Raw genomic sequence first — 21651 nt, 5'->3', positions numbered from 1 at the left:
CCATGCGCTTCCGCCACCCCGACGGCACCACCGTCCACCTCGCCTACTGCACCAACGTCCACCCCGCCGAGACCCTCGACGGCGTGCTCGCCCAGCTCCGCGACCACTGCGAACCCGTCCGCCGCCGCCTCGGCCGCGACCGGCTCGGCATCGGACTGTGGCTCGCCAAGGACGCCGCCCACGCCCTGGTCACCGACCCCGCGGCGCTGCGCGGCCTGCGCGGCGAACTCGACCGGCGCGGCCTGGAGGTCGTCACCCTCAACGGCTTCCCCTACGAGGGCTTCGGCGCCGAAGAGGTCAAGTACCGCGTGTACAAGCCGGACTGGGCCGACCCGGAACGCCTCGACCACACCACCGCCCTGGCCCGTGTACTCGCCGGGCTCCTCCCCGACGACGTCACCGACGGGACCATCTCCACCCTGCCCCTGGCCTGGCGCACCGCCTACGACGACCGGCGGGCCGAGGCCGCCCACGCGGCCCTGCGCACCCTCGCCGAGCGTCTCGACGCCATCGAGGAACTCACCGGCCGCTCCCTCCGCGTCGGCCTGGAACCGGAACCCGGCTGCGTCGTCGAGACCACCCGCGACGCCATCGCCCCGCTCACCGCGATCGGCCGCGACCGCATCGGCATCTGCGTGGACACCTGCCATCTCGCCACCTCCTTCGAGGACCCGCACTTCGCCCTGGACGCCCTCGCCGCAGCCCGCGTCCCCGTCGTCAAATCGCAGCTCTCCGCCGCCCTGCACGCCGAACACCCCCATCTGCCCCAGGTCCGCGAGGCACTCGCCGCCTTCGCCGAACCCCGCTTCCTGCACCAGACCCGCACCGCCACCGCCGCCGGGCTGCGGGCCACCGACGATCTGGACGAGGCCCTCGCCGGCCACGCCCTGCCGGACGGCGCACCCTGGCGCGCCCACTTCCACGTCCCCCTCCACGCGGCCCCCGCCGCGCCCCTCACCTCCACCCTCCCGGTCCTCAAGGCCGCACTCACCCGGCTCGTCGGCGGGCCCACCCCGCTCACCCGTCACCTGGAGGTCGAGACCTACACCTGGCAGGCCCTCCCGCCCGAGCTGCGCCCCAAGGGCCGCGCCCAGCTGGCCGACGGCATCGCCGCCGAACTCACCCTCGCCCGCGACCTGTTGACCGACCTCGGCCTGAAGGAGCTGCCGTGAGCACCCCCGAGCAGCCGGCCCCGGCCGGCGCGGACCGCCCCACCCCGCTGCTCGTCCTCGACGTGGTCGGCCTCACCCCCCGTCTCCTCGACCACATGCCCCACCTCAAGGCACTCGGCCGGTCCGGCTCCGTCGCCCCGCTGGGCACCGTCCTGCCCGCCGTCACCTGCGCCGCCCAGTCCACGTTCCTCACCGGCACCATGCCTTCCGAGCACGGCATCGTCGGCAACGGCTGGTACTTCCGCGAACTCGGCGACGTCCTGCTGTGGCGCCAGCACAACGGGCTCGTGGCCGGTGACAAGCTGTGGGACGCGGCCCGCCGCGCGCACCCCGGCTACACCGTCGCCAACATCTGCTGGTGGTATGCCATGGGCGCCGACACCGACATCACCGTCACCCCGCGTCCCGTCTACTACGCCGACGGCCGCAAGGAACCCGACTGCTACACCCGGCCGCCCGCACTGCACGACGAACTCACCGAGGAACTCGGCACCTTCCCCCTCTTCCACTTCTGGGGCCCGGGCGCGGACCTCGTCTCCAGCCGGTGGATCATCGACGCGACCCGCCACATCATCCGCACCCGCCATCCCGACCTGGCCCTGTGCTACCTCCCTCACCTCGACTACGACCTGCAGCGGTTCGGCCCCGACGACCCCCGCTCCCTGCAGGCGGCCGCCGACCTGGACAACGCCCTGGTGCCGCTCCTGGACGAGGCCCGGGCCGAGGGCCGCACGGTCGTCGCGCTGTCCGAGTACGGCATCACCCGCGTGGACCGGCCCGTCGACATCAACCGCGCCCTGCGCCGGGCCGGACTGCTGGAGGTGCACACCCAGGACGGCATGGAGTACCTCGACCCGATGGCCTCGCGGGCCTTCGCGGTCGCCGACCACCAGATCGCCCATGTCTACGTGCGCCGCCCCGAGGACCTCGACGCCACCCGCGCCGCCCTCGACGGGCTGCCCGGCATCGAGCAACTCCTCGACGACGAGGGCAAGAAGGCCCACCACCTCGACCATCCGCGCGCGGGCGAACTCGTCGCCGTGGCGGAACCGGACGCCTGGTTCACGTACTACTACTGGCTCGACGACGACCGCGCGCCCGACTTCGCGCAACTCGTCGAGATCCACCGCAAACCCGGCTACGACCCCGTCGAGCTGTTCATGGATCCCCTCGACCCCTACGTCAAGGTCAAGGCGGCCACCGCGCTGGCCCGCAAGAAACTCGGCATGCGCTACCGCATGGCGGTGGTGCCCCTGGATCCCTCGCCTATTCGGGGCAGCCACGGCCGCCTTCCGCAGAGCGACGACGACGGTCCGCTCCTCATCTGCTCCACCCCCCGCGCTGTCGGCGACCGCGTCGCGGCCACCGATGTGAAGTCACTGCTGCTCCGACTCGCCGGTCTGAGCTGAGGGCGTGGCCGCAGCCACCACGGCTGCCGATGCCCCCGGTCCCGACTGGTCACCAGTGAAGCACTCACCACTGACAACGCCCCGCGATCACGAGGAGTTCCCCGCATGAGCCGCTTCTCCCAGCCCGACCCCGAGCTGAGCCACCGCCTGAGCAGACGAGGCATGCTGGGCGTGGCCGCCGGTGCCACCGCCGCCGCCCTGCTCGGCGCCGCCGCCCCCGCCACCGCGGCCCCGGCGGCCGCCACCACCGGCACCGCCGCCGCGGGCAAGGGCCGCGGCCGGGCCGTCCTGCCGCCCGGCCGCCTCGGCATCCAGCTGTACAGCCTGCGCGACAAGGTCTCCACCCTCGGCTTCGGCCCCGTCTTCGCCGAGCTGGAGCGGTACGGCTACGACGAGGTCGAGTTCGCCGGCTACACCCAGGGATCGGCGGGCCCCATCACGCTCGCCCAGCTCAAGCGGCTGGCCCGCAGCCACGGTCTCAACCCGATCGGCAGCCACGTCGGCTACTACTCCGACGACCCGAACGCCTACACCTTCGCGCAGAACCTCACCAAGGTCCTCGACGACGCCCAGGCCCTCGGCCTGAAGCACGTCGGCACCGCCTCGGGCCCGTTCCGCTACGGCTCGACCGTCGACGCCTGGAAGCGCGCCGCCGAGGACTTCAACACCTACGGCGCCGCCGCCAAGGCCCGGGGCATGAAGTTCTACCAGCACAACCACTCCGAGGAGTTCTCCTTCGCCACCGACAACCCCAAGGTCCGCCTCTACGACATCCTCCTGAAGGAGACCGACCCGGACCTGGTGTACCTGGAGATGGACATCTACTGGGCGTACGTCGGCCAGTTCCGCTTCTCCAAGCGGCCCGACGGCACGGCCGCGCCGTTCGAGCCGCTCGACTACGTCCTGCGGCAGCCCGACCGCTACCCGCTGTTCCACGTCAAGGACGGCGAGAGCGTCCCGTCGGACCCGTACGGCTACCGCATGACCGACGTCGGCGACGGCGACATCGACTACCAGCGGTTCATCTCCGCCGTGACCCGGCTGCGCGGCCACCGCCTGGCCCACCACTGGCAGGCCGAGCACGACAACCCGGCCGAGTCCTTCACCTTCGCGCGCCGCTCCAGCGCGCACCTGCACTCGCTGCGGGAGAAGTGCTGAGCGGCCAGAAGGCATGACGAGGGCCCCTCACCGGAACCGGTGAGGGGCCCTCGTCGTGGAGGAGTGGGTCAGCCCGCGGGCCGGGGCAGGGCCGGTGCGCGTCCCGGTCGGCGCAGCAGCAGGGCGACCGCCGCCGCGAGCATCGACACGCCCCCGGCGAGCGCGTAGGCGCCGTTGTAGCCCCAGGCCGCGACCACCATGGACCCCAGTCCGCCGCCGAACAGACCGCTGATCAGCTTGCCGCTGTAGACGAGACCGTAGTTGGTGGCGTTGTAGTTCTCCCCGAAGTAGTCCGGGGTGAGCGCGGCGAACAGCGGGTAGAACGCGCCTCCGCCGAAGCCGGACAGGAACGCGAAAAACAGGAACAGCCACTCGCTTCGCAGGTCACCCGCCCAGATCACGCCGAACTGGGAGAGGCCCAGCACGACGATGACGAACACCAGGGTGGACTTGCGGCCCCACCGGTCGGACAGCCAGCCCACCACACCGCGGCCGATGCCGTTGACGACCGCCATGACGCCCATGGAGGACGCGGCGACCAGGGGGCCGAACCCCACGTCCTTGGCGAAGTCGACCTGGAACGAGATCCCGAAGATCGACACGCCCGCGGTCATCACAACCATGATCCACATCAGGGGCAGCATGCCCGTCCGGATGGCTTCCCTGGGGGTGTACTGCCTCACCGCCGGCGGGTTCTTGGCGAGGCTCGCGGCGTTCTTCGTGTCACCGGCGAAGGACAGCGGATCGATGTCCCTCGGCCACCAGTTCTTCGGCGGGTCCTTGAAGAAGAACGCGCAGCCCACGACCACGATCATGACGTAGCAGCCGATGAGGTCCAGGACCCGGTGGTAGTTCGCCGTGTCGAAGCCGTAGTTGAAGATGAAGATGAACGGCAGCGACCCGTACGCGAACCCGCCGTTGACGAAGCCGGTGCGGGCGCCGCGCCGCTCCGGGAACCACTTGCCGACCATGTTGATGCAGGTGGCGTAGACGAGGCCGGCGCCCGTGCCGCCGACCACGCCGAAGCCGAGGATCGCCAGCAGGACGTTGCCCAGGTGGGACAGAGCGAGGAACCCCACCAGGCACATGCCGGACCCGAGGTACATGGCCGCACGCGCCGTGAGGTGGCCCCTCTCCCGTAACCAGCCGGCGGGGAAGGCGACGCCGGCCTGGAAGAACACCCAGACGCTGAGAATCCAGAAGGTGTTGCTCTGCGTCCAGCCGTGGGCGTGGGACAGGGTGTCCTCCGCCGAGCCGTACGCGTACTCGAAGACGCTGATGGCCATCATGGCGATCCACGGCAGATACACCATGAGCGTGCGCGAGTGACCGAGGATGTCCCGGTCGGTCTCGCCGACGCGGTAGACGCGGCCGCGTGCGTCGGTCACCTCGCGGTAGGGACGGTGTGCGGCGTCGGAAGAGGAGGGAGATGCTGCGTGCGGGTCTGCCGTCATGTCAGGGGGTGTCCTCGCCGAGCGGTTGGGGGTTCGGAGTGATGCGGTCGGTGCGCTTGTCGCGTCCCGGCGGGGTGAGGAACACGGCCACGCAGCCGGCGAACAGGGAGATGGAGCCCGCCAGGATGAAGGCTCCGGAGTGTCCCCAGGCGCCGACGACCACGGCACCCATGCCCGCTCCGAGGCCGGAGACGAGCTTGGCGCTGTAGACCATGCCGTAGTTGGAGGCGTTGTTGTTCTCACCGAAGTAGTCGGCGGTGAGCGCGGCGAACATCGGGAAGATGGCGCCGCCGCCGAAGCCGGAGATCGAGGAGAAGATCAGGAACAGCGGCAGGTTCTCCGCGTTCGCCGACCAGAGGATGCCGTACTGGGACAGGCCCAGGATGACGCAGACGACCAGCAGGCACCGCTTGCGGCCGTACAGGTCGGAGAGCCAGCCGATGACACCGCGGCCGGTGCCGTTGACGATGGCCTTCAGGGACATGGCGGTGGCGACGATGCCGCCCGCGAAGCCGGCCTCCTCGCCGATCTCCACCTGGAAGGCGATGCCGAAGATGTTCACGCCGGACGTGCACGCCAGGCAGAACCACATCAGGGCCACCCGGCCGGTCTTCCACGCCTCCTTGGGGGAGTACTGGCGCACCGCCGGCGGGTTCATGCGCAGCGACCGGGCCGCGCGCGGGTCCTTCGGCGGGTTGAGCGGGTCGATGTCGGCCGGCCACCAGTTCTTCGGCGGGTCCTTGAAGAAGTAACCGGAGCAGGCCACGATCCCGGCCAGGAACACGCCCACCGAGACCAGCACCCAGCGGAAGTTGGTCAGGTCCATGTAACCGTTGAAGAGGAACACGAACGGCACCGAGCCGTAGGCGAAACCGCCGTTGACGAAGCCCGTCTTGCCGCCCTTGCGCTCGGGATACCACTTGCCGACCATGTTGACGCAGGTGGCGTACACCATGCCCGCGCCCATGCCGCTGAACATGCTGAAGCCGATGTAGGCGAAGACGACGTGCGGCGCGAAGGCCAGGGACAGGTAGCCCATGAGGGTCCCCGCCGCGCCGCACATCATGGCCCAGCGGGCCGGAAGCCGTCCGCTCTCCCGCAGCTTGCCCGCGGGGAAGGCCACCGCGGCCTGGAAGAAGACCCAGACGGTCATCATCCAGAAGATGTGCATGCTGTCCCAGCTGTGCGCCGTGTGCAGGGTCTCCTCGGCGGACGCGAACGCGTACTCGGCGGAGGAGATGCCCATCATCCCGATCCAGGGCAGGATCACCATCCACTTGCGCTTGCGCCCCATGATGTCGATGTCGGTCTCACCGAGGCGGTAGACGCGACCGTTCGCGTCGGTGACCTCCCGGTAGGGAACCGTGGTGGGCAGATCGGTCGTTGTCATGTCGTGTCGCACCCCTTGCGTCGAAAGATCTGGCCAGCGCCCCCTGTCCCATGCCTTTCGTGCGCGCGCGGGTCCCGGGGCCGGCCGACGCGCACCGTCGGCCGTCCCCCCGCTGCCTCACCTCATGTACCGCCCCCCAGCAGCCCCGCCTCCCGCGCCCAGCGGTACTTCGCGCCGAGCACGGCCACCGGCTTCTCCGTCGTGTACGGGTACGCCACGACCCCGCGCTCGAAGAGGTACTGGCAGGCCTCCTCGACCTCCACGTCGCCCGCGAGCGAGGCCACCACGGGCTTGACGATCCCGCGCTCGCGGAACTCGGCCACCACGCGCGCGGTGAGCTCGGCGAAGACCATCGGGGGAGTGACGATCGTGTGCCAGTAGCCCAGGACGAGCGCGTGGATGCGCGGGTCCTCCAGCCCCAGCCGGATCGTCGCCTCGTACGTCGACGGCGGCTCGCCCCCGGTGATGTCCACCGGGTTGCCGGCCGCCCCGAAGGGCGGGATGAACCTCCGGAACGCCTCGTCGAGGTCCGGCGGAATCTCCATCAGGGACAGGCCGTTGTCCGTCACCGCGTCGGAGAGCAGCACCCCGCTGCCGCCGGCGCCCGTGATGATCACGACGTTGTCCCCGCGCGGAGCGGGCAGCACGGGCAACGCGCGCGCGTACTCCAGCATGTCGTTCAGCCCCGGCGCCCGGATGACACCGGCCTGGCGGAGGATGTCGTCGTAGATCGCGTCGTCACCGGCCAGGGCGCCGGTGTGCGAACCGGCCGCCTTCGCGCCCGCCGCCGTACGGCCCGCCTTGAGGACGACCACCGGCTTCTTCGGCACGGTGGCCCGCGCGGCCTCCACGAAGGCGCGCCCGTCCTTGAGGTCCTCCAGGTGCATCGCGATGCACTCGGTGTGCGGGTCCTCGCCGAACCAGGTCAGCAGGTCGTCCTCGTCCAGGTCGGACTTGTTGCCGAGCCCGACGATCGCCGACACGCCCGTCCTGGTGGTGCGGGCGAAGCCCAGGATGGCCATCCCGATGCCGCCCGACTGCGAGGTCAGCGCCACCCCGCCCTTGACGTCGTAGGGCGTGCAGAAGGTGGCGCACAGGTCCTGCCAGGTGGAGTAGTAGCCGTAGATGTTCGGCCCGAGCAGCCGCACCCCGTGCCGCTCGGCGATCGCCACGATCTCCGCCTGGAGTTCGTGCTCGCCGGTCTCCGCGAACCCGGAGGGGATCAGCACGGCGTTCGGGATCTTCTTGCGTCCCACCTCTTCCAGGGCCGAGGCGACGAACTTGGCGGGGATCGCGAAGACCGCCACATCCACCTCACCGGGAACGTCGGTGACACTCTTGTACGCCTTGCGGCCCAGAATGTCATCGGCCTTGGGGTTCACCGGATGGATGTCGCCCGCGAACCCGCCGTCGACGAGGTTGCGCAGCACCGAATTGCCGATCTTCCCCTGCTCGTTGGAGGCGCCGATGACGGCGACCGAGGCGGGCTGCATCAGCCGCCGCATCGAGGTGAGGATCTCGTCCCTGGAGTACTTGCGGCGCGGCGTGGGCTGCGACTCGGCCAGGATCACCCGGATGTCGGCCGCCACCGCCCCCTCCGGGGTGGCGATCACCGGGTTGAGGTCGACCTCCGCGATCTCCGGGAAGTCGGCGACGAGTTCAGAGACCCGGCGGATCTGTTCCGCCACGGCCCACCGGTCCACAGCGGCCTGTCCGCGCACCCCGCGCAGGATCTCCGCCGAGCGGATGGAGTCCAGCATCGACAGCGCCTCGTCGGCGTCCACCGGCGCGAGCCGGAAGGTGACGTCCTTGAGCACCTCGACGAGCACCCCGCCGAGCCCGAAGGCGACCACCTTCCCGAACGTCGGGTCCGTGACCGCCCCGACGATGACCTCCTGGCCCTTGGGCAGCAGTTCCTGCACCTGCACGCCCGAGATGCGGGCGTCGGCGTTGTAGGCGCGGGCGTTGTCGATGATGCGGTGGAACGCGGCCCGTACGTCCGCGGCGCCCTCGACCCCGACGATCACCCCGCCGGCGTCGGTCTTGTGCAGGATGTCCGGCGAGACGATCTTCATCACCACGGGCCCGCCGAAGCGCGCCGCGAACGCCACGGCCTCGTCGACGTCGGTGGCCAGCTCCTCGCCCGGCACGGCGATGCCGTACGCGTCGGCGAGCACCTTGCCCTCGGGCGCGGTCAGCGCGGTCCGGCCCTCGGCTTGCACGGCGTCGAGCAGCAAGCGCACGCGCGCCCGGCGGTCCTCGGCCATCACGTCAGATCACCCCGTTCGACTTGAGCAGGCGCAGTTCCTCGTCCCCGAGGCCCAGTTCGCCGACGTAGACCTCTTCGTTGTGCTCGCCGAGCAGCGGGGAACTGGTCACCTCGACGGGGGAGTCGGACAGTTTGAGCGGGCTGCCGACGGTCACGAACTCACCCCGCTCGGGGTGGGGCACGGTGACGACCATCTCGTTGGCGACCAGCGACCGGTCCTCGATGATCTCCCGCGTGGACAGGATGGGCCCGCAGGGGATGTTGTGCGCGTTGAGCCGCTCCAGCACCTCCCACTTGGGCAGCGTCGAGGACCACTCCTCGATCAGCTGGAACATCTTGTTGAGCCGGGGCAGCCGCGCCTCGGGCGTGGCCCACTCGGGGTCGTCGGCCAGCTCGGGCCGGCCGATGAGCTCGCTGATCGGCCGCCAGCCGACGGGCTGCACGATGACGTAGACGTAGTCGTTCGGCCCGCCCGGCGCGCACTTGACGGCCCAGCCGGGCTGGCCGCCGCCGGACGCGTTCCCGGACCGGGGAACCTCGTCGCCGAAGTCCTCGTTGGGATATTCGGCGAGCGGCCCGTGCGCCAGGCGCTGCTGGTCCCGCAGCTTCACCCGGCACAGGTTCAGCACGGCGTGCTGCATGGCCACGTTGACCCGCTGCCCGCGGCCGGTGTGCTCCCGCTGGTAGAGCGCGGCGAGGATGCCCGCGACAGCGTGCACACCCGTTCCCGAGTCCCCGATCTGGGCCCCCGTCGCCAGCGGCGGCCCGTCCTCGAAGCCGGTGGTCGACATCGACCCGCCCATGGCCTGGGCGACGACCTCGTACGCCTTGAAGTTGGTGTACGGGCCTTCGCCGAACCCCTTGATGGAGGCATAGACGATCCGCGGATTGATCTCCTGGATGCGGTCCCAGGTGAAGCCCATGCGGTCCACCGCGCCCGGCCCGAAGTTCTCGACCATCACGTCGGAACGCCGGATCAGCTCGGTCAGGATCTCCTTGCCGCGTTCGGTCTTGGTGTTGAGGGTGATGCTCCGCTTGTTGCAGTTGAGCATCGTGAAGTAGAGGGAGTCGACGTCCGGCAGATCACGCAGCTGCTTGCGCGTGATGTCGCCGGTCGGTGCCTCCAGCTTGACGACGTCCGCGCCGAGCCAGGCGAGCAGCTGGGTCGCCGAGGGCCCGGACTGGACGTGGGTCATGTCCAGGACGCGGATGCCGTCGAGAGCCCTGGTCGAGGTCTGGGTCATGCCAAGCGCTCCTCACTTGTACATGGTCTGGTTCATGGTTCCGGGGGCGTACGCGTCGGGGTCGACCCAGACGTTGATCAGGGACGGCTTGCCGGACTCGCGGGCGCGCCGCAGGGCGGGGCCGATGTCGGCGGGGTCGCGGACCTCCTCGCCGTGACCGCCGAGCATCTGGGCGAACTTGTCGTAGTGGACGTCGCCGAGGGTGTTGCCGACCCGCTCGCGGTCCTTGCCGTACTTGGCGGCCTGGCCGTAGCGGATCTGGTTCATGGAGGAGTTGTTGCCGACGATGCCGACGAAGGGGAGGTCGTAGCGGACCAGGGTCTCGAAGTCCCAGCCGGTCAGGGAGAACGCGCCGTCGCCGAAGAGCGCGACGACCTCCTTGTCGGGCCGGGCCTGCTTGGCCGCGAGTACGAACGGGACGCCGACGCCGAGCGTGCCGAGCGGGCCCGGGTCCATCCAGTGCCCGGGCGACTTGGGCTGCACGACCTGCCCGGAGAAGGTGACGATGTCGCCGCCGTCGCCGATGTAGATGGAGTCCTCGGTGAGGAAGTCGTTGATCTCGCTGACCAGGCGGTAGGGGTGGATGGGCGAGGCGTCCGACCTGAGGCTGGGCAACCGCTTCTCCAGGGCGGTCTGTTCGGCGGCGCGCAGCTCGTCCAGCCACTCCTTGCGCCGGGACGCCCCGCCGTTGACGCGCCCGGAGGCCGCCTCGGTCACCGACTTCAGCACCAGTCCGGCGTCGCCGACGATGCCGAGGTCGATGTCGCGGTTCTTGCCGACGGTGCGGTAGTCCAGGTCGATCTGCACCACGGTCGCGTCCGCCGACAGCCGCTTGCCGTAGCCCATGCGGAAGTCGAAGGGCGTGCCGACGATGACGATGACGTCGGCGTGGGAGAAGGCGTACCTGCGGGAGAGCTGGAAGTGGTGCGGGTCGCCGGGCGGGAGGGTGCCGCGGCCGGCGCCGTTCATGTAGGCCGGGATGTTCAGCGTGCGCACCAGCTCGATGGCCGATTCGGTGCCGCGGGTCGTCCAGACCTGGCTGCCGAGCAGGACGGCCGGTTTCTCGGCGTGCACCAGCAGGTCGGCGAGCCTCTCGACCGCCTCCGGGTCACCGGCCGAGCGGGTGGAGGCGCGGTAGGCACCGGCCCGGGGCACGCGCGCCTTGTCGGCCGGCACCTTGGCGTCGAGCACGTCGCGCGGGATCTCCAGGAAGGAGGGGCCCGGCGCGCCGAGGAAGCACTCGCGGAACGCCATGGACACCATGTCCGCCGCGCGCGCCGTGTCCGGCACGGTCGCCGCGAACTTGGTGATGGGGTTCATCATGTCGACGTGCGGCAGGTCCTGCAGGGAGCCCATCTTGTGCTGCGTCAGGGCCCCTTGACCGCCGATCAGCAGCATCGGGGACTCCGCGCGGAAGGCGTTGGCGACCCCGGTGACCGCGTCGGTGGTACCCGGACCCGCGGTGACCACGGCGCAGCCGGGCTTGCCGGTGATGCGCGCGTAGCCGTCGGCGGCGTGGGCGGCGACCTGCTCGTGACGGACGTCGACGACCTCGATGCCCTCGTCGACGCAGCCGTCGTAGATGTCGATGATGTGGCCGCCGCACAGCGTGTAGATGCGGTCGACCCCCTCGGCCTTCAGCGCCTTGGCTACGAGATGACCACCGGAGATCACGTCCTGGGTGTCGTCGGGCATGGCGAAGTCCTGTCCCTTCGTAGGGGGTTGGAGCGGCTCGCGGTACATTGCATACAGTCGACGAATACTGTATGAAGCTTGTTATCCCGCATCCGGTGGGTGGTGTCCAGGGGGCGTGCGGCACTTTCAGACAGGAGCCGGAATGGACCTGTACGAGCACCAGGCAAGGGAACTCTTCGAAGAACACGGCATCGTGGTGCCGAGGGCCGAGGTCACCGACTCGCCCAAGGAAGCACGCGAGATCGCCCGCAGGCTCGGTGGACGCGTGGTGGTCAAGGCCCAGGTCAAGACCGGCGGGCGCGGGAAGGCGGGCGGAGTCAGAGTCGCCGCCGATCCCGCGGCCGCCGAGCTCACTGCCCGTCAGATCCTCGGCATGGACATCAAGGGCCACACGGTCGGCACGGTGATGCTGGCCCAGCCCGTGGACATCGAGACCGAGTTCTACGTGTCCTACGTACTCGACCGCGCCGCGGGCCGGTTCCTCGCGATCGCCTCGGCGGAGGGCGGCATGGACATCGAGGAGGTCGCCGCCACCCGCCCCGAGGCCGTGGCCCGCGTCCCCGTCGACCCGGCCCAGGGCGTCACCTCCGCGAAAGCGGCCGAGATCGCCGAGGCGGCCGGACTGCCGCCGCAGACCGTGGACGTCCTCGTCCGGCTCTGGGAGGTCCTGGTCCGCGAGGACGCCCTCCTGGTCGAGGTGAACCCGCTCGTCCGCACCCGGCAGGGGCAAATCCTCGCCCTGGACGGCAAGGTCACCCTCGACGACAACGCCCGCTTCCGGCAGGCCCGATGGGGCGCCGACGAGGCCGAGCACGGAGACTCGCTGGAGGCCGCGGCCGCCGCCAAGGGCCTCAACTACGTCAAGCTCGACGGCGAGGTCGGCATCATCGGCAACGGCGCCGGGCTCGTCATGTCGACCCTGGACGTGGTCGCGGGCTGCGGCGCGCGGCCCGCCGACTTCCTCGACATCGGCGGCGGCGCGAGCGCCCGGATCATGGCCGACGGCCTGTCGATCGTCCTCTCCGACCCGGACGTGAAGTCCGTCTTCGTCAACGTCTTCGGCGGCATCACCGCCTGCGACGCGGTCGCCGACGGCATCGTCCAGGCACTGGACAGCGTCCGGCTGACCAAACCCCTCGTCGTGCGTCTCGACGGCAACAACGCGGCCCGGGGCCGGGCCGTCCTCGACGAGCACGCGCACCCGCTGGTCGAGCAGGTCACCACCATGGACGGCGCCGCCGCCCGTGCCGCCGAACTCGCCACCACGGCCTGACGAGAGGGAACGCCATGGCCATCCACCTCACCAAGGACAGCAAGGTCCTCGTCCAGGGCATGACCGGCGGCGAGGGCATGAAGCACACCCGGCGGATGCTCGCGGCCGGCACGAACATCGTCGGCGGCGTCAACCCGCGCAAGGCCGGCCGCACCGTCGACTTCGACGGCCGTCCCGTACCCGTCTTCGGGTCGGTCTCCGACGGGATGCGCGCCACCGGAGCGGACGTCACCGTCGTCTTCGTGCCGCCCGCCTTCGCCAAGGCGGCCGTCATCGAGGCCGCCGACGCCGGAATCGGGCTCGCGGTCGTCATCACCGAGGGCATCCCCGTCCACGACTCCGTCGCCTTCACCGCCCACGCCCGGGCCAGGGGCACCCGCGTCATCGGCCCCAACTGCCCGGGCCTGATCACCCCCGGCCAGTCCAACGCGGGCATCATCCCGGCCGACATCACCAAACCGGGCCGCATCGGCCTGGTCTCGAAGTCCGGCACGCTGACGTACCAGCTCATGTACGAGCTGCGCGACATCGGCTTCTCGACCTGCGTCGGCATCGGCGGCGACCCCGTCGTCGGCACGACGCACATCGACTGCCTCGCCGCCTTCGAGGACGACCCCGACACCGACCTGATCGTGCTCATCGGCGAGATCGGCGGCGACGCCGAGGAACGCGCGGCGGCGTACGTCCACGAGCACGTCACCAAGCCCGTCGTCGGCTACATCGCCGGCTTCACCGCGCCCGAGGGCCGGACCATGGGGCACGCCGGCGCCATCGTGTCCGGCTCCTCCGGTACAGCGCAGGCGAAGAAGGAGGCACTGGAGGCGGCCGGCGTGCGGGTGGGCAGCACCCCGACCGAGACCGCGAAGCTCGTGCTCGCGCTGCTCGACGACCGGCAGCGGACCCTCTGAGACCGCCCTTTTCCGCCCCCGACCGTGCACCGAGAGCGGAGCGACCCCATGCCACCCACCCTCACCCTCAAACCCGGCACGTCCTGGCCCGACACCTGGCGGCGCTGCCTCGCCGCCGCCCCCGAGGCCTTCCGCGAGGAACGGGTCCTCAACCTCTGGAACGCCGGCTGGCGAGCGGACGGCCGGGTCCTGCCCGCCGCCAGCCCGGTCGACGGCAGCCCGATCGCCGGCCCGCCGCGGCTGGACGGGGCCACCGCCCGGCAGGCCGTGCGCGCCGCCCTCGACCAGCACCGCGCCTGGCGGCACGTCCCGCTGCCCGAACGCCGGGCCCGCGTCGCGGCCACCCTCGACGCCCTCACCGAACACCGCGCGCTCCTCGCGCTGCTGCTCGTCTGGGAGATCGGCAAACCCTGGCGGCTCGCCCAGGCGGACGTCGACCGGGCGATCGACGGGGTCCGCTGGTACGTCGACGGCATCGAACCGATGCTCGCCGGCCGGGCCCCGCTGGACGGACCGGTGTCCAACATCGCCAGCTGGAACTACCCGATGAGCGTGCTCGTTCACGCCATGCTGGTCCAGGCGCTGGCGGGCAACGCGGTCATCGCCAAGACCCCGACCGACGGCGGCGTCGCCTGTCTCACCCTGGCCTGCGCGCTCGCCGCCCGCGAGGGGATCCCCGTGACCCTCGTCAGCGGCAGCGGCAGCGAGCTGTCCGAGGCGCTCGTACGGGCGCCCGAGATCGGCTGCGTCTCCTTCGTGGGGGGCCGCGACACCGGCGCCGCGGTCGCCACGGCCGTCGCCGACCTCGGTAAACGCCATGTCCTCGAACAGGAGGGACTCAACACCTGGGGCATCTGGAACCACTCGGACTGGGACGCGCTCACCGCGGTGATCCCCAAGCTCTTCGACTACGGCAAACAGCGCTGCACGGCGTATCCGCGCTTCGTCGTCCAGCGGCAGCTGTTCGACGCGTTCCTCGCGGCGTACCTTCCGGCGGTGCGCGCGCTCAGGGTCGGGCATCCGCTCGCCGTGGAGAAGCCCGACGACCCCGCCCCGGAGCTGGACTTCGGGCCGGTGATCAACGCGGCGAAGGCGAAGGAGCTGCGGGACCAGGTCGCCGAGGCGGTCGAGCGCGGGGCGGTGCCGCTGCACCGCGGCAGCCCCGACGACGCGCGCTTCCTGCCCGGCCAGGACACCTCCGCCTACGTCCAGCCCGTCACGCTCCTCAACCCGCCGCGCTCCTCCCCGCTGCACCACGCGGAGCCGTTCGGCCCGGTCGACACGATCGTCCTGGTCGACACGGAGGCGGAGCTGCTGGCCGCGATGAACGCCTCCAACGGGGCGCTGGTGGCCACGCTGTCCACGGACGACCGGGCCACCTACGAGCGGCTCGCCCCGCAGATCCGCGCGTTCAAGGTCGGCCACGGCAGGCCCCGCTCCCGCGGCGACCGCGACGAGCTGTTCGGCGGACTCGGGGCGTCCTGGCGCGGGGCGTTCGTGGGCGGCGAACTCCTGGTGCGCGCGGTGACACACGGACCGGCGGGGGAGCGGCTGCCGGGGAACTTCCCGGAGTACCAGCTGGTGCCCTGAGGGGAGCGGGGCGGGGGCGGCGGGACCCGGGGCGCGGTGCGCGGGCCTGTGTCCGGCATCACGGGCCGGTCCGGCGGCCCTGTCCGGGGCGTGGTGTGCGGGCCTGTGTCCGGCCTCACGGGTCCGGTCCGGCGGCCCTGTCCGGGGCGTGGTGTGCGGGGCGGGGGCCCGCTGTGTGCGGCCTTATGGGGCCGGTCAGCCTGGGTTCGGGGTGTGGTGTGCGGGGCGCGGGGCCGCTGTGTGTGGCTCCACGGGGCCGGTCCGTCTCGGGTTCGGGCTGTGGTGCGCGGGCGCGGGGCCGCTGCGTGTGACTCCACGGGGGCGGTCCGCCTGGGGTTCGGGGTGTGGTGCGTGGGCGCGGCCGTGTGCCCGGCTCCACGAGGCCGGTCCGGCCCCGCTCCTCAGCCGATGCCCTGCCGGTCCGGGTGCAGGGCGAAGGCGCGGTCCGCCGGGGTCGGGGCGGTGCGGGCGACCTGCTGGCGGAGCAGTGCGCGGTGGCGCAGCAGCGGCTCCCACCGGTCCCGCGGCGCCAGCGACAACAGGTCGTCCAGCCCGGCCAGCAGGCGCCGCGACACCTGAGGGCTGCCCGCGGCGCAGCCGCGCACCTCCGTGAAACCGAGATCCACCAGCTCGGTCCACCCCGGCACGGGCTGCACCAGCCGCACCGCCCCGTCCCGGTCCCGGTGCAGGGCGGCGTCCAGCGGGTGCCGGCTCAGCGCCGCCAGGAACTGCACGATCCGGTCCAGCGCCTGGACGGCGGTCGTCGGGTCGTTGATCGCGGACGACAGCGCGCGCAACGCGATGTCCGCCAACTGCCGCAGCCCGAAGCCGAGATCCTGGTGGTAGGTCCGCTCCACCCCCACCGAGACGGTGCGGCGCAGCGCCGCGCGCGGCGGGGCGGCACCGCCGTGGACCGCCAGCACGGGCGTGCCCGGCACCACGAAGTCCCCGATCCGCGGGAGCAGCCGCAGCACGACCCCGTGCTTGCGCGCCACCCGCACCAGCCGCGCGATGTGCACGTCCCGCAGCACCCCGGCCCGCCCCTCGTGCGGCACCCACGCGGTGACGGCGCCCAGGCCGGGCGCCTCCTGCCCCGCGGCGCTCGCCGGCATCGAGGCGGCCACCCGGAAGGACTCCGCGGCGATCCGCGCGATCACCTGGCTGATCCGCATCAGCCGCAGGGTGCTGTTCACGTACAGCACGAACAGCAACAGGCTCAGCGCGACCATGCAGAGCGTGAGGACGGACTGCACCAGCGGCAGCGACGTCACGGCGCGGGCGTCGTCGGCGCTGTCGAAGGCGGTCAGCACCAGCAGCGTCAGCACGAACGTGGCCAGGAACACCGCGAAGGTCGCCTTGGTGATCCGGCTGCGGACGAAGAGCCGCACCACGCGCGGGGTGAACTGCCCGCTCGCCATCTGCACGGCCACCAGCGAGATGCTGAACACCACGCCGATGAAGGTCATCATCGCCGAGCCGACCGCGCTCACCACGGCCTTCGCGTCCTGCGCGAACCGCAGCAGCTCGTCGAGCGTGTCGTGGTCGCCCTCCTCCCGGAGCGCCTCCACGAGTGCCGTGTCGAGCGCCTGTGCGCCCAGCCACACCAGGAAGACGGCGGCCATCGCCGCCGTGGGGGCGAACCAGAACGTGTCCCGCAGATGCTCCCTGAGCGGTGACAGGGGCCGCGGGCGGCGACCCGCGACAGGGCTCTGCGTCACCATCCAGTCACTCATGGTGCGACCCTAGAGGCAACGGGCCACGAGGTCCGGGACCCCCGCCCGGCGGACGGAAACGCAGGTGAAAGGCACTCCGAAAGCTTGGTATTGTTGTGCCTGTCGCCCCGGGGAGCACCCCTGGCAAGGCGACGGACACCTGGTCCGGGTGGCGGAATGGCAGACGCGCTAGCTTGAGGTGCTAGTGCCCTTTATCGGGCGTGGGGGTTCAAGTCCCCCCTCGGACACGGACACGCAGGGTGCCGACCAGTTCATGGTCGGCACCCTTTCTCGTGTCGCGCGGCGGTTCCCCCCCCCGCTGCGGTGTGCGCATCGCCCCCCTTTCGTCACTCACCGTCATGGACGATCCGCGCCCCGGTACCCCCGCAGCTTGCGGTACAGCGTCGCCCGGCCGATCCCCAGCGCCGCGGCGGCACGCGCCTTGTTGCCGCCGTGGCGGCGCAACGCCTCCAGGATCGTGGCGCGTTCGGCGTGCTCCATCGGGCTCAGGGGACGTGCGGCGGGGCCTTCGCGCACGGCGTCCGGCAGCTCCGCCCGGCGGACCGGGCCCGCCACCCGCCGCTGCTCCGCCAGCGCCCGCACGACATGGGCGAGTTCGGTGACGTTGCCGGGCCACGGGTACTGCTCCAGCGCCCGCAGGGCGTCCAGCGTCCAGGTCAGCGGCGGCAGGCCGGGCGCCGGGCGGGGAGTGAGGACCGGCAGCAGCTCCCGTACGTCCTCGGCCCGTTCCCGCAGCGGTGGCAGGGTCACCGTGCGGGCCGACAGCTTGTCCAGCAGGCGCTGCAGACACGGGCCGGCCGGCGCGCCCGGTGTGTAGGTGACCAGGAGCGGGGTGTCGGGGCGGGCGTCGAGCAGGGAGTTGAGCGCGGCGACGCCGGGCTGCGCGAGACGCTCGGCGTGCCGGAGCAGCAGCGGCCGGCCGGGTCGCGTCCCGCGCAGGGCCTGTTCCAAGTCGGTGTCCAGTGCCGCGTCGGCGTCCCGGACCGGGCCCGGCCCGAGCAGCTCGCGGGCCAGCGCGGCCTTGCCCGTGCCGCGTTCCCCGGCCAGCAGCAGCGGCTCCCGGGAGCGCGCCAGCTCCACCGCGCGTCCCACGGCATGCCGCCAGGGGAGCGAGGAGCCGGTCAGGGTGACCGTCGCGGGCGGCGGATCCGGCAGCGGGGGCGCCGGATCACCGAGCGCTTCCAGGACCGCCACGATGCCCACGACGGTGCCCTCCAGACGCACGGGCGTGACGTGCGCGGTGCAGCCGGCGCCTTCCGGCAACACCGCCGAGCGCGACTCCGTGTCCCGCCCGAACGCGCCCTGGCGCTCCGCCGCGAGCCCCGGTGCCTCGGCGCGGCGCGCGTCCGCCGCCGTACGCTCCAGCGCGTCGAGCACCTCGGGCGTCAGCAGTCCCCGCGCCGCGTCGCTGATCAGCCGGTTGCGGCCGTCGAGGGCGGCCACGGCCCGGCCCCGGCCCCGCGAGGCGCGCACATAGGCGTCCAGCAGCACCCGCTCGGGCCGGCCCGAGCGCGCCCGCAGTTCCGTCTCGACCGCCGCGGCGGTCGCCTCCGCGAGGGCGGCCCCCGGATGCGGCGCACCTGTGGCGCACAGCGGTGCGGTCACGGTGAGCGTGCCGAGCACCTGGCCGCCGTCCGGGGCGAGCACCGGGACACTGACGGCGGACACCTCCTGCCACCGGTCCAGGAAGTGCTCCGGGCCGTGCACCTCGGCCCGGCGCCGGGTACGCAGCGCCAGGGCCGCGCTGTTGTGGCCGACCTCCTGCTCCGACAGCACGGCAGACGGTTCGACTCCGGGCACGCGTCCGGCCGTCCGCAGCACGCGCAGCCGCTCGTCGGTCAGCACGAGCGCCGTGTCCGCGCCCAGGGCCGGGACGACCCGGTCCAGCACCGGCCCGGCCGCGGCGAGCAGCGCCGACTCGGCGGGGCGTGCCGGCTCGGCGGGACGTGCCGAGGGGAGCGCCCGCTGCCTCAAGTCGTGCGGTACGCCGAAGAACCGGGCCCGCCGCCACGCGGCGACGACCTCCTCCGGCACACCTCCGGGCAACGGTTCCCCTGCCAGGAAGCGCTCGCGGGCGAGGCGCAGCGAAGACCGGGCGGTGGTGGGGGGAGGATCTGCGGTGGTCACGGCACGGCCCACCGTAGCGCGTTCGGTTGAACGGGAAACAACCGCGGTGGTCCGCACACCGAGCGCGGTGGTCCGCACGCCGCACGCCGCGTGCCGCCCGCGGTGGTCCACACACCGCACACGGTGGTCCGCACGCCCCACGCCCTCGCGAGGTGGCCGGGGAGGGCGCGTGGTGTGCTGCTCGCCGCCTGCGGGGGAGGCCGGCCCGGCTGCGGGCGGCACTGTCGCGGACAGAAGGTGACCGCGAGCCTTCCTAGGGTCGGGGCATGACGGAAACGCAGAAGATCCTTGTCACCGGCGCCACCGGAACCGTCGGCCGCCGGGTCGTCGCCGAACTGCTCGTACGGGGGCACCAGGTGCGGGCCCTCACCCGCGACCCGGCCAAGGCCGCCTTCCCGGACGAGGTCGAGATCGTCGGGGGCGACCTGACCGAACCCGACGGGCTCGCACCGGCGCTGGAGGGCGTGAGCGGCCTGCACCTGATCACGTTCGGCGGCGCCGCCTTCGCCCCGCTGCCGACCGGCCCACGGATCCTGGAACTGGCCCGCGCGGCCGGCGTCCGCCGCGTCACCGTGCTGCACGGCGGCGGTCCCACCCCGCTGGAGGACGCGGTGCGGGCCGAGGACGGCGTGGACTGGACGGTGCTCATGCCGGTCGAGTTCATGGCGAACGCCCTGGAGTGGGCGGACGGCATCACGGCAGCGGGCGAGGTGCGCGAGCCGTTCGTCTCCCGGCTGAGCGCCATGGTCCACGAGGGCGACATCGGCGCCGTCGCCGCGGTCGCGCTGACCGAGGAGGGCCATGCGGGCCAGGAGTACGTGATCACCGGCCCCGAGGTGCTCACCGTCGGCGACAAGGTGCGCATCCTCTCCGCCGCCGTCGGCCGGGAGATCGCCCTGGTCGAACTGACCGAGGAGGAGGCCGTCGCGCAGTGGCGGGCCGCCCACCTGCCCCAGGACGTGATCGACTTCCTGCTCCAGGCGTACGGGAACACGCCCGAGGTGGGCCGCACCGTCTCCGGCACCGTCGAGAAGGTCACCGGCCGCCCGGCACGCACCTTCGCGCAGTGGGCCGCCGAACACGCCGGCGCCTTCCGGTGACGGCCGCGGGTGTCTCGTATTGAGACACCCGCGCGCCGGCTCGGCACAGCAAGATCGACAAGGGGGGTGTGACCGCAGCAAGGTGCGGCCTTCGGCGTGCGCCGCATGCCGCCGGGCGGCCGCACACCCGAAGAAAGGTGAACCACATGGCCCTCGCACTGCTCCGGCGCCGGTGGCACAAAGGCACCTCCGCCGCAGCGGCGGGCCTCGCCGTCCCCCTCCCGGCCGGTGCCGGTGCCGTCGCCCGCGAGGTCGTCGACCCGACGGGCGCGCCCCTGGCGGCCGCGGACGTCACCGTCACCGCGCTGGACACCCACCGGGTGGCCGCGCGCGGCACGACCGACCCGTACGGCTACTTCCTCGCAGCGCTGCCGCCCGCCCGGTACAGCCTGCTGATCTCCGCGGAGGGCCTGCGGCCGCACCGGGAGACGATCGAGATCGCGGCCGGAGCCGCGGCGTCCGCCGAGCGCGTCTGGCTGCAGACGGCCGACGCCATGCAGCTGCCGACGCCCGGCACCTGGCTGTTCGACCCGCCGCACACCGCGATCCGGTTCATCGCCAAGCATGTCGGAATGGCCCATGTGCACGGCCGGTTCGAGCGCTTCGACGGCGGTATCCAGGTCGCCCAGGACATGGCCGACTCGCGGGTGCGCGTCCGCATCGACGCCGCCAGCATCACCACCGGCAACACCACCCGCGACAACCACCTGCGCTCCGCCGACTTCCTGGACGTCGAACGCTTCCCGTACATCGACTTCACGAGCACCCGCTTCGCCTACCGCGGCGGCAGCAAGTGGTCGCTGCTGGGCACCCTCACGATGCACGGGGTGAGCCGCTCGGTGGCACTGGACACGACCTACCTGGGCACGGTGAACGGCGGCTACGGCCAGGAACTGCGCTGCGCGGCCCTCGCCACGGCGGAACTGCACCGCGAGGACTACACACTCAACTGGCGTTCCATGCTGGCCCGGGGCATCGCCGTGGTCGGCCCGACGGTGCAACTGGAACTGGACGTCCAGGCGATGTACCGCACCCACGACACCCCCACACCGCCGGAGTAGGCGTCCCGGCCGCGAGGTTCCGCCGGCCAGGCCGCTCCGGTGCCTGGCCGAAATCGCGGCCTTGTCGA

Annotated in this window: 15 protein-coding genes and 1 tRNA gene; 9 read left to right on the top strand and 7 right to left on the bottom strand. The window is 72.1% G+C overall.

Translation table 11 applies throughout. The features are described 5' to 3' along the window. Positions 1-2: 2 nt before the first annotated feature. The 3 genes from eboE (at position 3) to ACIGAN_RS00565 (ending at position 3739) form a co-directional block, all read left to right on the top strand. Positions 3-1172, top strand: coding sequence for a metabolite traffic protein EboE (gene eboE / locus ACIGAN_RS00575; protein ID WP_365741898.1), 1170 nt, complete (start codon positions 3-5; stop codon positions 1170-1172). Beyond that, a complete protein-coding gene (locus ACIGAN_RS00570) occupies positions 1169-2581 on the top strand; it encodes a nucleotide pyrophosphatase/phosphodiesterase family protein (RefSeq protein ID WP_399854294.1) in 1413 nt (470 codons plus the stop codon). The genes eboE and ACIGAN_RS00570 overlap by 4 nt, the downstream gene beginning before the upstream one ends. A gap of 105 nt (positions 2582-2686) precedes the next feature. Continuing rightward, the gene (locus ACIGAN_RS00565) at positions 2687-3739 is read left to right on the top strand and encodes a sugar phosphate isomerase/epimerase family protein (protein WP_365741894.1); all 1053 of its coding nucleotides are present in this window, start codon (positions 2687-2689) and stop codon (positions 3737-3739) included. Positions 3740-3807: 68 nt separating this feature from the next. Here the strand turns inward: ACIGAN_RS00565 and ACIGAN_RS00560 are convergent, their stop codons facing one another. The 5 genes from ACIGAN_RS00560 to ACIGAN_RS00540 form a co-directional block, all read right to left on the bottom strand. Further along, on the bottom strand, positions 3808-5193 hold the full coding sequence (locus ACIGAN_RS00560) for an OFA family MFS transporter (protein WP_399854293.1): 1386 nt from the start codon (positions 5191-5193) through the stop codon (positions 3808-3810). Position 5194: 1 nt separating this feature from the next. After that, complete coding sequence (locus ACIGAN_RS00555) at positions 5195-6583, bottom strand: OFA family MFS transporter (protein WP_365741890.1); 1389 nt, start codon at positions 6581-6583, stop codon at positions 5195-5197. Between the two features lie 122 nt (positions 6584-6705). Then, positions 6706-8850 carry an acetate--CoA ligase family protein gene (locus tag ACIGAN_RS00550; RefSeq protein WP_399854292.1) on the bottom strand — a complete coding sequence of 715 codons (2145 nt, stop codon included), beginning with the start codon at positions 8848-8850 and terminating at the stop codon, positions 6706-6708. A gap of 4 nt (positions 8851-8854) precedes the next feature. Beyond that, positions 8855-10096 carry a formyl-CoA transferase gene (gene frc / locus ACIGAN_RS00545; RefSeq protein WP_365093987.1) on the bottom strand — a complete coding sequence of 414 codons (1242 nt, stop codon included), beginning with the start codon at positions 10094-10096 and terminating at the stop codon, positions 8855-8857. Positions 10097-10108: 12 nt separating this feature from the next. Beyond that, positions 10109-11791, bottom strand: coding sequence for a thiamine pyrophosphate-binding protein (locus tag ACIGAN_RS00540; RefSeq protein WP_365741883.1), 1683 nt, complete (start codon positions 11789-11791; stop codon positions 10109-10111). Positions 11792-11933: 142 nt separating this feature from the next. Between ACIGAN_RS00540 and sucC the strand changes: the two genes are divergently transcribed. From sucC to ACIGAN_RS00525, 3 genes are read left to right on the top strand one after another with little or no spacing between them, the layout of a single operon-like run. Further along, positions 11934-13064 carry an ADP-forming succinate--CoA ligase subunit beta gene (gene sucC, locus ACIGAN_RS00535; RefSeq protein WP_399854291.1) on the top strand — a complete coding sequence of 377 codons (1131 nt, stop codon included), beginning with the start codon at positions 11934-11936 and terminating at the stop codon, positions 13062-13064. Positions 13065-13078: 14 nt separating this feature from the next. After that, positions 13079-13972, top strand: coding sequence for a succinate--CoA ligase subunit alpha (gene sucD / locus ACIGAN_RS00530; RefSeq protein WP_399854290.1), 894 nt, complete (start codon positions 13079-13081; stop codon positions 13970-13972). 48 nt (positions 13973-14020) lie between these two features. Then, positions 14021-15562, top strand: a complete 1542-nt coding sequence (locus ACIGAN_RS00525) for an aldehyde dehydrogenase family protein (protein WP_399854289.1) — start codon at positions 14021-14023, stop codon at positions 15560-15562. Between the two features lie 401 nt (positions 15563-15963). Here ACIGAN_RS00525 and ACIGAN_RS00520 read toward each other — a convergent pair whose 3' ends face one another. Next, the gene (locus tag ACIGAN_RS00520; RefSeq protein WP_399854288.1) at positions 15964-17295 is read right to left on the bottom strand and encodes a DUF2254 domain-containing protein; all 1332 of its coding nucleotides are present in this window, start codon (positions 17293-17295) and stop codon (positions 15964-15966) included. A 142-nt stretch (positions 17296-17437) separates the two neighbouring features. Between ACIGAN_RS00520 and ACIGAN_RS00515 the strand changes: the two genes are divergently transcribed. Next, positions 17438-17522, top strand: a tRNA-Leu gene (locus ACIGAN_RS00515). A gap of 109 nt (positions 17523-17631) precedes the next feature. Here the strand turns inward: ACIGAN_RS00515 and ACIGAN_RS00510 are convergent. Then, complete coding sequence (locus tag ACIGAN_RS00510) at positions 17632-19422, bottom strand: helix-turn-helix domain-containing protein (protein WP_399854287.1); 1791 nt, start codon at positions 19420-19422, stop codon at positions 17632-17634. Between the two features lie 266 nt (positions 19423-19688). Here ACIGAN_RS00510 and ACIGAN_RS00505 point away from each other — a divergent pair, with 266 nt between their 5' ends. Both ACIGAN_RS00505 and ACIGAN_RS00500 read left to right on the top strand, forming a co-directional pair. Beyond that, positions 19689-20522, top strand: a complete 834-nt coding sequence (locus ACIGAN_RS00505) for an NAD(P)H-binding protein (RefSeq protein ID WP_399854286.1) — start codon at positions 19689-19691, stop codon at positions 20520-20522. A gap of 146 nt (positions 20523-20668) precedes the next feature. Further along, a complete protein-coding gene (locus tag ACIGAN_RS00500) occupies positions 20669-21583 on the top strand; it encodes a YceI family protein (RefSeq protein WP_365741871.1) in 915 nt (304 codons plus the stop codon). The last annotated feature ends 68 nt before the right edge of the window (positions 21584-21651 follow it).

The sequence above is a fragment of the Streptomyces sp. NPDC085931 genome (assembly GCF_044540565.1).
Lineage (GTDB): Bacteria > Actinomycetota > Actinomycetes > Streptomycetales > Streptomycetaceae > Streptomyces.
This window is presented reverse-complemented; position numbering and strand designations above follow the sequence as displayed.